Source organism: Agrobacterium genomosp. 13 str. CFBP 6927, assembly GCA_900012615.1.
GTDB lineage: Bacteria > Pseudomonadota > Alphaproteobacteria > Rhizobiales > Rhizobiaceae > Agrobacterium.
The window spans coordinates 1,925,472-1,937,519 of record LT009757.1 but is presented as its reverse complement, the minus strand read 5'-3'; the positions used below and the strand labels follow the sequence as shown (position 1 = coordinate 1,937,519).

The 12,048-nt window shown below is 60.0% G+C and carries 9 protein-coding genes; 6 read left to right on the top strand and 3 right to left on the bottom strand.

Annotated features, from left to right (window positions below; all coding sequences use genetic code 11):
* Positions 1-91 precede the first annotated feature (91 nt).
* Both AGR13A_RS23080 and AGR13A_RS23075 read right to left on the bottom strand, forming a co-directional pair.
* Complete coding sequence (locus tag AGR13A_RS23080) at positions 92-1,675, bottom strand: DHA2 family efflux MFS transporter permease subunit (protein ID WP_035243163.1); 1,584 nt, start codon at positions 1,673-1,675, stop codon at positions 92-94.
* A 34-nt stretch (positions 1,676-1,709) separates the two neighbouring features.
* Positions 1,710-2,924 (bottom strand): HlyD family secretion protein, encoded by a 1,215-nt coding sequence (locus AGR13A_RS23075; protein ID WP_080839813.1) that lies wholly within the window; start codon positions 2,922-2,924, stop codon positions 1,710-1,712.
* 159 nt (positions 2,925-3,083) lie between these two features.
* Here AGR13A_RS23075 and AGR13A_RS23070 point away from each other — a divergent pair, with 159 nt between their 5' ends.
* From AGR13A_RS23070 to lysS, 6 genes are all read left to right on the top strand, one after another.
* Positions 3,084-3,770, top strand: a complete 687-nt coding sequence (locus tag AGR13A_RS23070; RefSeq protein WP_035228220.1) for a TetR/AcrR family transcriptional regulator — start codon at positions 3,084-3,086, stop codon at positions 3,768-3,770.
* A gap of 162 nt (positions 3,771-3,932) precedes the next feature.
* On the top strand, positions 3,933-4,691 hold the full coding sequence (locus AGR13A_RS23065; protein ID WP_035228222.1) for a TerC family protein: 759 nt from the start codon (positions 3,933-3,935) through the stop codon (positions 4,689-4,691).
* A gap of 148 nt (positions 4,692-4,839) precedes the next feature.
* A complete protein-coding gene (locus tag AGR13A_RS23060; RefSeq protein WP_080839811.1) occupies positions 4,840-5,151 on the top strand; it encodes a GIY-YIG nuclease family protein in 312 nt (103 codons plus the stop codon).
* A 244-nt stretch (positions 5,152-5,395) separates the two neighbouring features.
* Positions 5,396-7,168 (top strand): SLC13 family permease, encoded by a 1,773-nt coding sequence (locus tag AGR13A_RS23055; RefSeq protein ID WP_080839809.1) that lies wholly within the window; start codon positions 5,396-5,398, stop codon positions 7,166-7,168.
* A 212-nt stretch (positions 7,169-7,380) separates the two neighbouring features.
* Positions 7,381-8,838: a glutamate--tRNA ligase gene (gene gltX, locus AGR13A_RS23050; protein WP_080840437.1), complete on the top strand. Its 1,458-nt coding sequence runs from the start codon at positions 7,381-7,383 to the stop codon at positions 8,836-8,838.
* Positions 8,839-9,090: 252 nt separating this feature from the next.
* The gene (gene lysS / locus AGR13A_RS23045) at positions 9,091-10,590 is read left to right on the top strand and encodes a lysine--tRNA ligase (protein WP_059759522.1); all 1,500 of its coding nucleotides are present in this window, start codon (positions 9,091-9,093) and stop codon (positions 10,588-10,590) included.
* A gap of 262 nt (positions 10,591-10,852) precedes the next feature.
* Here lysS and AGR13A_RS23040 read toward each other — a convergent pair whose 3' ends face one another.
* Positions 10,853-11,749 (bottom strand): hypothetical protein, encoded by an 897-nt coding sequence (locus AGR13A_RS23040; protein WP_167377643.1) that lies wholly within the window; start codon positions 11,747-11,749, stop codon positions 10,853-10,855.
* Between the last annotated feature and the right edge of the window lie 299 nt (positions 11,750-12,048).

Here is a 12,048-nt window from a genome sequence, read left to right as displayed (position 1 = left end):
TATGCCGCGCCCGCTCGCTCCATATTCAAAATAAAAAAGGGGCCGTCATTTCCGACGGCCCCAGCTCTGCGGTGGATGGGAGGGGATTGTTTTAGTGCGCCGCGTCTGGCGGCGGCGCTGCCTTGGGTTTCTGGATCAGGATCGTCATGAAGATCAGGCTGCCGAACAAAAGCGTCAGCGCGAAAAACACATCTGCGAAGGCCAGTATCCATGCCTGCTGCGACACCATGCCGACCAGTTTCTTGATCGCGACGGAAGCGCCGTCCAGCCCGTAGGAATCATAGTTGGCGCCGACACTGTTCAGCCATTCCAGCGCCTGCGGGTTGGAATAGCTGACATGTTCCGCCAGCCGCACATAATGATCGTCCGTGCGCTGCGACAGCATGGTGTTGATGACGGCAAGTCCGACCGCGCCGCCAAGGTTGCGGGTGAGGTTGAACAGGCCGGATGCATTGCGGATGCGGGCGGGCGGCAAGGTGCCGAGCGCGATGTTGTTGATCGGCACCATGCACATCATCAGCCCGAAGCCGCGCAGGATCTGCGGGATCAGAAGTTCATAAAAATCCCAGTCGGTGGTCACATAGGTCATGATCCATGTGCCGCAGCCGAAGCTGATGAAACCGATCGCCATCATCGCCCGCGGATCAAGCTTGGTGGAGACCTTGCCGGCAATCGGCGCGGTGAAGAACATGGCAAGGCCTGACACGAACATGGTCTCGCCGATCATCAGCGCATCATAGCCCCTCACCCGGCCAAGATAGAGCGGGTAAAGATAGGTCAGCCCGTAAAGCCCGATGCCCATGACAAAGGAAAACAGCGAGCCGATGGAGAAGTTTCGGTCGGCGAAAGCGCGGATATCGACGACAGGGAATTCCACCTTGAAGGCGCGCCAGAAGAACACCACGGCACCGATGACCATGGCCACCGATCCAAGCACGATATGCTCGTCGTTGAACCAGTCCTTGTTATTGCCCTCTTCCAGCACATATTCCAGCGAGCCGAGGAAGACCGCCATGGAGATCAGCCCCCACCAGTCGAACTTCTTCCAGAGCGACTTTTCCGGCTTGTCGAAATCGATCAGGCTCCAGGTCAGGATGGTGACGATGATGCCGGGGATGATGTTGACGAGGAACAGCCAGTGCCAGGAAAAGGCATTGGAAAGATAACCGCCGACCGTCGGGCCGATGGTGGGCGCGAGCGTTGCGACGAGACCGATGATCGGCGAGACGACCGAGCGCTTCGAAGGCGGGAAGATCGTGAAGGCGGCGGCGAACACGGAGGGGATCATGCCGCCGCCGATAAAGCCCTGGATCGCGCGGTAGACGATCATCTGGTCGATATTGGTGGCAGTGGCGCAGAGAGCGCTCGATATGGTGAAACCGGCCGCGCAGGTGGCAAAGAGCACACGCGTGGACAGGATGCGCGCCAGCGTGCCCGACAGCGGGATCATGATGACTTCGGCGATCAGATAGGAGGTCTGCACCCAGGCGATTTCATCCGACCCCGCACCGAGGCCGGCCTGGATTTCCGCCAGCGAGGCGGAGACGATCTGAATATCGAGAATGGACATGAACATGCCGAAGACCATCGCGAAAAACGCGATGAGCCTGCGCCTGTCCATCGGGGGATCGGCGGGGATGGACGCCCCGCCCGTACCGACAACCGTAGCCGCCATGATCTTGCCCTCAACGACGCATCAGCGATGCGCCTTACTTGGCTTCCGGGTTAACTTGCGCCGTTTTGGTGGCTTCAGGCGCCGTACGGGTGTCAACATCGACAACGACGCTCAGGCCTGCGCGCAGATTGTGCTTGGCAAGGTCGTCCTTCGAAAAGACGATACGCACCGGCACGCGCTGGATGACCTTGGTGAAGTTGCCCGTCGCATTTTCCGGCGGCAGCATGGAGAAGACCGAACCCGAACCGGGCGAAATCGACTGCACCGTGCCTTCAATGGTCGCATCGTCAAAGGCGTCCACATGCACGCGAACCTTCGAACCCGGAACCACGCGCGCAAGCTGCGTTTCCTTGAAATTGGCGTCGATATAAAGCTCGTTCATCGGCACCAGCGAAGCGAGACGCTTGCCGACCGAGACAAGATCGCCGTTCTGAACCGCCAGATTGCCGATGACGCCGTCATAGGGCGCCTTCAGAACCGTGAAGGAAAGATCGCGGGCGGCCTTGTCGCGTGAAAGCTGCAGCGAGCGGACGGTGCTTTCGGCCTCCTCGCGCTGGGCGCGCAGAAGCTCGACATTTGCTTTCGCCGAAGAGATGGCGGCATCACCGGCCACGACATTCGCCTTGGCCTGATCGAGCGCGACTTGCGCATTGTCGGAAGCGGCAACCGTGCCGACATCCTTCGCCTGCAGTTCGCTGGCGCGCTTCTGGGTGATTTCGGCACCGCGAAGGGCGGCATCCAGCGCGCCCTTCTGGGCGACGGCCTGTTCCAGAGACGCTTCGCCGCCAACGATCTGCGCGTCGATGCGCTTCAGCGACAGTTCTTCGGTACGGATCTGCGCTTCTGCCTGATCGAGCGCGATGCGATAGTCGCCGTCGTCCAGCGTCACCAGCGGATCGCCCGCCTTGACTTCCTGGTTCTCGACCACGTTCACCTTGGCGACGTAACCGGAAACCTTGGGCGCGATGACGGCAATGTCACCTTCTATATAGGCATCATCGGTCGAGACCATGAAGCGGCCGTCGATCCACCAGTTGTAACCATACCAGCCGGCACCGGCGAGAAGGGCGATGGCAAAGATCGGCAGAAGCTTCGAGCGCTTCTTCTGCTTCGGCGCAGCGACGGTCTGTGCCGGGGTCTGAGGCGGGGCCTCGACCGGCTTTGCCGGAGAGGTCTCGGCCTTGGCGGAAACATCCGCCTCTTCCGCATCGTTGACGGCGCGAACCGCGCTATTCTTCTGGGCCGACATGAGATTGTACCGTGATAGGATTGAAGAAAGTTTTCGAACTGAACCGTTCGGTTCGATTGACATAATCTCTTTCCTGACACATATCAAGTGTTATCGAACCGTTTGGTTCGACGTCTGGTTAATTTTTTTACGCCGTTGCCGTGCTAGGAGGCGATAATGATGGCAGGGGAAGACATGGATATTGAAGCGGACATGGAAGCGGGCTGTCCCGGAAGCCCCGGCGGACGTTTTGCGGCGGGCGAAGACCCGGCCAAGCGTGAGCAGATTCTGGCGGGCGCCTGGCGCGTTTTCAAGCGCAAGGGCTTCGACGCCGCCAGCATGAACGACATTACCCGGGAAGCGGGCGTTTCCAAGGGTACGATCTATGTCTACTTCTCCAACAAGGAGGATCTGTTCGCCGCCCTCGTCGACCATCACCGGCAGGAATTCGCCACTTCCATGCGCAATATTCTGGCCGGCACCGAAGAGGTGCGCGAGGGGCTGAAGCAGTTCGGCAAGGCCTTTGCCAACAAGATGATCTGCTCGGAGATGATCCCGGCCATGCGCTCGGTCATCGGCGTCATCGACCGTATGCCGAAGCTGGCGCAGCGTTTCTTCATCGCCGCACCCAACAATGTCCGCACCGTGCTTCAGGATTTCATCGAGCACCATGTCGCGCTCGGCCATCTGAAGGTCGACGACGTTGAGCTGGCTGCACGGCAATATATCGAGCTTTCCACCGGCACTTTCTTCAAGCTGCGGCTGTTTGGAGAAATCGACGGCCCGGTGCCCGAAGAGGAGCTGGACCGGGTGATTACCAGCGCCATCAAGGTATTCATGGCCGCCTACGGAACCGACAAGGCCTGAGATCATTCAGCAACGGCGCCAGCGCCGATACGCGGCTTGCGCGAAATTTCGATGAAATCTTGCCTAGAAGGCACTTCATCTCCTTGTTTCTCGCGTATTGCGCTATAAATCTCGTTGACCGAATTCTCGGCCGTCCTTGTTGCTGAAAGGAAATATTCCCTGATGGAGTCCGTTCTCCCTCTCCTGTCCGACCCCGCTGCGTGGGTGGCGCTCGTCACGCTTATCGTCATGGAGGTCGTGCTCGGCATCGACAACCTGATCTTCATCTCGATCCTCACCAACAAGCTGCCGCCCGAACAGCGCGAAAAAGCCCGCAAGATCGGTATCGGCCTTGCTCTGGTGATGCGCCTTGGCCTGCTCGGCACCGTCGCCTGGATCGTGCAGCTGACCACGCCGGTCTTCGAAATCTTCGACCATGCCTTCTCCTGGAAGGACATGATCCTGATCGCCGGCGGTCTCTTCCTGATGTGGAAGGCCACCAAGGAAATCCACCACAATGTCGATCCCGAAGATCACAAGGAAGACATGGTCGGCGGTCCCGTGGCGATGAATTTCGGCGCAGCCATCGGCCAGATCCTGCTGCTCGACCTCGTCTTCTCGGTGGACAGCATCATCACCGCCGTCGGCATGACACCACATCTGCCGATCATGATCGTCGCCGTCGTCGTGGCCGTCGCCGTCATGCTGCTCGCCGCAACCCCGCTTGCCAACTTCATCGAGCGCAACCCCACCATCGTCATGCTGGCGCTCGCCTTCCTGATGATGATCGGCACGACGCTGATCGCCGAAGGCATGGGCTTCCATGTTCCCAAGGGCTACGTCTATGCCGCCATGGCGTTTTCGGCGCTGGTGGAACTGCTCAACATGCTGGCCCGCAACGCGCGGCGCCGGAAGAAGGCGAGTGCTGAAGAGGCACATTGACCGCACTTCCGTCATGCCGGACTTGATCCGGCATCCAGTCAGCCCAAGTCCTTGGGCTGAAAAACTCCTCTCGCCGCGCAGACGCGCGTCGGCTGGATACCGGATCAAGTCCGGTATGACGGAAATAGTTTCACCTCTTGCCAAAACAATGACCTTTGCGCATGCTTTTCTCATGCGCGAAGGTTACGTTTATATTCTTGCATCCAAAAGAAACGGTACGCTCTATACTGGCGTAACAAGCGACCTTTCTCACCGTTTATATGAACATCAGAACAATTTGACGCCCGGCTTCACAACCCGTTATGGCGTTAAGACGCTTGTGTGGTTCGAAACATACGATCTCGTCACGGACGCAATTGCGAGAGAAAAGACGATAAAAAACTGGCCGAGGGCATGGAAGATCAAGTTGATTGAAGATCTCAATCCAGCCTGGGACGACATTGCCCATTTTCTTCTCTGACAATCCCTCCGCTCCGTCATGCCGGACTTGATCCGGCATCCAGCCAGCCCAAGTCCTTGGGCTGAAAAAACTCCCCTCGTCGCGTGAGAGCCGCGTCGGCTGGATACCGGCTCAGGGGCCGGTATGACGGAAAGATATGAATGACCATCCCACTCCGGAACCGCTTCACCCCGGCTTGCGTTCTTCGATATCCTCATCGATAGAGTCATTCCCGCCGCATCTCCTTCGAAAGCAAACAGCCAGCATGACAACCGACCAGATCCTCGCCTTCACCGTGATCGCCGGCATGATGGTCGCGTTCATCTGGGACAGGTTCCGTTATGATGTTGTCGCCTGCAGCGCCTTGCTGGTGGCCGTGGCCGTTGGTGTCGTGCCTTTCGAGAAGGCTTTCTCCGGTTTTTCGGATGATATCGTCATCATCGTCGGCAGTGCGCTGGTGGTCAGTTCGGCGGTGGCACGTTCCGGCATCGTCGACATGACCATCAAGAAATATTTCCCAGAAATGCATTCCAAGGGCCTGCAGCTGGCCTTTCTGATGATCGTCGTCGCCATCATGTCGGCCTTCATCAAGAATATCGGTGCGCTTGCCATCATGATGCCGGTCGCGTTCCAGTTCGCCCGCAAATCCGGCAGCCCGGTCTCCTATTATCTGATGCCCATGGCCTTTGCCGCCCTGCTGGGCGGGTTGATGACGCAGATCGGTACCTCGCCCAACATCGTCGTCTCGCGGCTGCGCGAGGAAATGACCGGGCAGAGCTTTTCGATGTTCGACTTCACACCCGTCGGCCTCGGGCTGACGGTGATCGGCATCGTCTTCCTGACCTTTGGTTACCGGCTGCTGCCCGTGCGCAACCGGCAGCAGGCATCGGTGGAAGATATTCTCGACCAGTCGGCCTATACCGCCGAAGCGACGCTGCCTGCCGACAGCACCTATGCGGACAGGCCGCTGCGCGAGCTTTTGAAACAGGCGGATGGCGACGTGATCGCCAGCACCATCCTGCGCGGACCACGGCGCATCTCCCCCTTTCCCGACGTCAATCTGAAACCGGGCGACACCATTCTTCTCGAAGGCAACCCGGAAGGCCTGGACCGCATCGTCTCGCAGGCGAAGCTGCTGCTATCCGGCAAGCCGCTGACGGAAAACGGCCAGAAAACCGCCGACCTTATCTCCATGGAGGCGGTGATTGGCAATGAATCCGTTCTCAACGGAATTTCCGCACGCGAACTGGCACTGTCCTACACACGTGGCGTCAATCTGATTGCGGTCAGCCGCCGCGGCCAGCGCGTCAACCAGCGGCTCTCCGACCTGACGCTGCAGGCGGGCGATGTGATCCTGCTGCAGGGAAGCCGCAAGAACCTGCCGCAGGTATTGCAGGAATTTTCGCTGCTGCCGCTGGCACAACGCGAAATCCTGCTTGGCGTGCAGCGCCGCGCGCTTTTACCCGTCATCGTACTTGCCGCCGCCATGATCGCCGCCGGCAGCGGGCTGGTGCCGGTCTCCGTCGCCTTTTTCGCCGCCGCTTTCCTGATGATCGTCGTTGGCGCAATCCCGCTCACCGAGGTCTATAAATCCATCGACGGGCCGATCCTCGTCATGCTCGCCGCCCTCATTCCCGTCAGCGACAGCCTGCGCACCAGCGGCGCGAGCGAATTGATCGCCGCCTGGCTCGGTCATGCTGCGCAGGGATTACCGCCTTTTGCGGCGCTGGGCATGATCCTGCTCACCGCCATGGCGGTGACGCCCTTTCTCAACAATGCCGCCACCGTGCTGGTCATGGCTCCCATCGCCGCCGGTTTCGCCACCACGCTCGGTTTCCGGCCGGAGGCCTTCCTGATGGCGGTGGCGATCGGCGCCGGCTGCGATTTCCTCACCCCCATCGGCCACCAGTGCAATACGCTGGTCATGGGCCCCGGCGGTTATCGCTTCAGCGACTATCCGCGCCTTGGCCTGCCGCTGTCGATCATGATCGTCATCGCCAGCATTCCGATGCTGCTTTACGTCTGGCCAGTGAGCTAGGACTCTCGGCCAGGACGCTGAACCAACGCGGGCTTCGTATTTCCTTGACGCCTGCGGCAGAATATGGCCTAAGCCGAAGCCGAACGGGAATGTGCAAAAGGCGCTTTCATTGCGTCTTCCAACATGATTTCCTGCCGCATCCAAACGAAAACATCGTGACAGACGGGTGAAACCGCCCCGATGTCACTGCCACGTCACGACGAGTGAATTTCATGACCACTTCCGGCGTTCGCGTCCGCATCGCACCTTCCCCCACCGGCGAGCCGCATGTCGGCACCGCCTATATCGCGCTGTTCAACTATCTCTTCGCCAAGAAACATGGCGGTGAGTTCATCCTGCGCATCGAGGATACCGACGCCACCCGCTCGACCCTCGAATATGAGCAGAAAGTGCTGGAAGCCCTGCGCTGGACCGGGCTGACCTGGTCGGAAGGCCCTGACGTCGGGGGCCCTTACGGTCCCTACCGCCAGTCCGAGCGCAAGGCCATGTACTGGCCCTATGCAGAAGAGCTGCTGGAAAAAGGCCATGCCTTCCGCTGTTTCTGCACGCCCGAGCGGCTGGAAGAAATGCGCGAAGCCCAGCGCGCCGCCGGCAAGCCGCCGAAATATGATGGCCACTGCCTCAACCTGAAGGCCGAGGAAGTCACCGCCCGCGTCGCCGCCGGCGAGGCCAACGTCGTGCGCATGAAAATCCCGACCGAAGGTTCGTGCGATTTCCATGACGGCGTTTATGGCGATGTCTCGATCCCGTGGGATTCGGTCGACATGCAGGTGCTGATCAAGGCCGACGGCATGCCGACCTATCACATGGCAAACGTCATCGACGACCATCTGATGAAAATCACCCATGTGGCGCGCGGCGAAGAATGGCTGGCATCCGTGCCCAAGCACATTCTGCTTTACCGTTATTTCGGCTGGGACCAGCCCACGTTCATGCATCTCTCGCTGATGCGCAACGCCGACAAGTCGAAGCTTTCCAAGCGCAAGAACCCGACATCTATCTCCTATTATTCCGCGCTCGGTTACCTGCCGGAAGCGCTGATGAACTTCCTTGGCCTGTTCTTCATCCAGATCGCCGAAGGCGAAGAACTTCTGACCATGGACGAGCTGGCGGCGAAGTTCGACCCGGAAGCGCTTTCCAAGGCCGGCGCCATCTTCGACATCCAGAAGCTGGACTGGCTGAACGGCCGCTGGCTGCGCGAGAAGCTTTCGCCGGAGGAGTTCATTGCCCGCACGCTGGAATGGGCGATGGAAAATGCCCGCCTCACCGAAGGCCTGAAGCTTGCCCAGAGCCGCATTTCCAGACTAGGCGAATTGCCGAACCTCGCCGGCTTTCTGCTGGCGAGCGATGTCGGCCTGACGCCGGCTTCCTTCGCCGGGCTCAAAAGCAAACCCGAGGAAATCCACGAAATCCTCACCACGGTTGCCGCCGACCTCGAGAAGATGCCGGACTGGAACGTGGAAGCGATCGAGGCCGAACTGCGCGATGTCGCCGAACGCACTGGCAAGAAGCTGCGCGTCGTGACGCCGCCGCTTTTCGTCGCCGTCTCCGGTTCCTCGCGCTCGCTGCCGTTGTTTGACTCGATGGCGCTGCTTGGCCGCTCCGTTGTGCGCCAGCGGTTGAAGATGGCGATTGCCGTTGTGGCCACGATGGTTGGCAGCGGAAGCTGATAGTTATGTGCTGGCGGTGACGGCAGCATTCTAGAATACGCCCTCTGCTTGGGGCTTTACCCCCCTCTGCCCTGCCGGGCATCTCCCCCTCAAGGGGGGAGATCAGGTGCCGCACCCGCTCGTTCCATGGGCACGGTGCCCGCCGCTTGTCGATCTCCCCCCTTGAGGGGGAGATGTCCGGCAGGACAGAGGGGGGTAAGCCCGGAGCGCACAGGGTAACCGCAACGAACAAGCCCGCTGAAGGCGAATACGATGAACGACAAGACGACCGAAACCACCGCCCTCTCCTCCGACGCCACCGAAGTGCGCCGCCAGAAACTCGCGCTGCTGCGCGAGCAGATCGGCGATGTCTATCCGGCGCATTTCCACCGCACGCTGACCAATGCGGAGCTCGCGGAAAAATATGCCGATATCGAAGCCGACGTCGAAACCGGCGATACGGTGACGGTTGCCGGCCGCGTTTATTCCTCGCGCAATTCGGGCATGTTCATGGATATCCATGACGCCTCGGGCAAGGTGCAAATCTTCTCCCACAAGGACACGACGCCGGAAGCGGCGCGCAACCTTTTGCCGATGATCGATATCGGCGACATCATCGGCGTGACCGGCAAGGTGCGCCGCACCAAGCGCGGTGAGCTGACGATCAACGCCGAAGAAATCACCATGCTGACGAAGTCGCTGCTGCCGATGCCGGAAAAGTGGCACGGCGTCTCCGACATCGAGCTGCGTTACCGCAAGCGCCACCTCGATATCCTCTCCAACGAGGAATCCAAGCTGCGCTTCCTGCAGCGCTCGAAGATCCTCTCCGGCATCCGCCGCTTCATGGAGGCCGAAGGCTTCCTCGAGGTGGAAACGCCGATGCTGCAGACCATCTATGGCGGTGCGACGGCCGACCCGTTCAAGACCTTCCACAACACGCTGAAGATGGACATGTATCTGCGCATCGCGCCGGAACTGTTCCTGAAGCGCACGCTGGTTTCGGGCCTGACCGACAAGGTGTTCGAAATCAACCGCAACTTCCGCAACGAAGGCGTTTCCACAAGGCACAATCCTGAATTCACCATGATGGAGTGTTACTGGGCCTATGCCGATTACGAGGACATCATGGGTCTCGTGGAGCGGCTGTTCGAGACGCTGGCGATTGCCCTTCACGGCACGACCGAAGTTGAATTCCAGGGCCAGACGATCTCCTTCAAGGGTCCGTTCAAGCGCGTCCCGATGCCTGATGCCGTGAAGGAAGCGACCGGTATCGACTTCCTCGCCATCAAGACCGACGAAGAGGCCCGCGCCGCCGCCAAGGCTGCCGGCTTTGCTGTCGAGAAGGACTGGACCTGGGGCGAATGCCTTGCCTTCATCTTTGAGGAGAAGGTGGAAGGCACGCTGATCCAGCCGAGCCATGTCACGCATTTCCCGAAGGACATCTCGCCCTTCGCCAAGGAAGTGCCGGGCGAACCGCGCCTCGTCGAGCGTTTCGAAAGCTATTGCAACGCCTGGGAAGTGGGCAATGCCTTCTCGGAACTCAACGATCCGGAAGAACAGCGCCGCCGCATGGTGGAGCAGCTGGAGCAGGCGCACGCCCGCGGCGAAAAGGACAAGCAGCTGGACGACGAGTTCCTCGACGCCATCGACCAGGGCATGCCGCCCGCCGGCGGCCTTGGCATCGGCGTCGACCGCCTGATCATGCTTCTGACCAACGCGCCCTCGATCCGAGACGTCATCCTCTTCCCGGCCCGCCGCAACAAGGCGGATTGACCGGACGAAAACCAAGGCGGCCTCGTGGCCGCCTGCAAGAACGAAATTTTCTCGTTCGTCGCCCTCGGGCTTGACCCGAGGATCCACAGCCAACCAATTTCGTGATCGTGAATGGGTCCTCGGGTCAAGCCCGAGGATGACATTCGCTGGTGGCTACGGTTCTCATATGATCGTTACCCCGCTTTTAGCCGGGGCCGGTGCGATTGCGTCGTGACCGAATGCCGGCTCGCACGTCCGGCACAACTAGGCGAGCTAAAGCCTCTTAATGCCCCGACTTCCCCGCAACCGGCTCTTCCGCCGGCGCACTCTCAGCCGGCTTTCCCTCCGCCGCCTGCGCGGTCGTCGAGCCTTTTCCGAAGATCAGTGATTTCAGGTAGGTCATGCTGAAGATGCTGCCGCCATCGGCTTCCGGTGTGGAGGTCAGGAGGTCGTCGGCGGTGGGTTCACCATGGGCTTCGGGCGATGAAGCCTCGGGAGAGTGAGTTTCACTATCAACAGCGCCGCCGTCCTTGGTCTGCGCGGGCGCAGCATCGTGTCCGCCCTTGGTTTCGCCGTGCCCCGACGCCGCTTTCGCGCCCTTTCCATCCTGGCTTTCGCCGGCGGCATCCGCAGCGGGCGTTGCGCAATCGGTCATATCCGTCAGGCTTGCGGCCATTGCTTCGCTGTCTTCCAGCGGCAAATCGATGCGCAGCCCGTAAAACTGGCCGCTGCCATTGGCTGCGCCGTCATAATAAAAGGCCGAATAGCGCTGGGCATCCGCGCCCTCGGGAATTTTTGCCGGATCGGCAATGAAGACCACCTGTGCGGCAATGGCACGGCCCCGCATTTCCGAGCGCAGTTGCGGCCCATTCCTGTCGAGCACGGAAACCTGCACCAGATCGGGCTTCTGCTTGTCGTAAACTGCCTTGGCGACGCGCAGGGCGGTCTTTAACCGCTCCGTGCCGTCGCCGCCATCGGTGCGGATGAATTTGCGCACCCAGAGGGAGCCGTTCTTGCGGATGTTGACCGTCTGGACTGCGTCGCATGAAAGCCCGTTGGCGGAGGCGTAGGATGGTCCAAGCAGCCGCTCGCTGCCGATAAACACGGCAGCAGAACCGGTCGCACCCGCCAAGAGCAGGATCCCGCCTCCGATCATAACGAGTTTGCGCGAAAACCGCATTCGTCCGAATACAGCCTTCACCCGCAACATCCTGACATCAAGTACCCCGCCTTATCGCCCTCACCCCGAAACGTGGCTCGAAAGATGAGGAACACACGCGGGATAAAGCCCTGGACCACGCTGTCCCGAGCCTTGCGATAGTGCCGCTTTCTCATTGAAAAAAGTTTAACCCGCCCGGCGTTGCACCCGCAAAAACGCACCATTTTCGGACATTTGCGAATTCTGCTAAATTGCGAATGATTTGCAATAGCGTTGACAAACGTGATTTTATAACAGATGGTATTGCGAATTAATCGCAA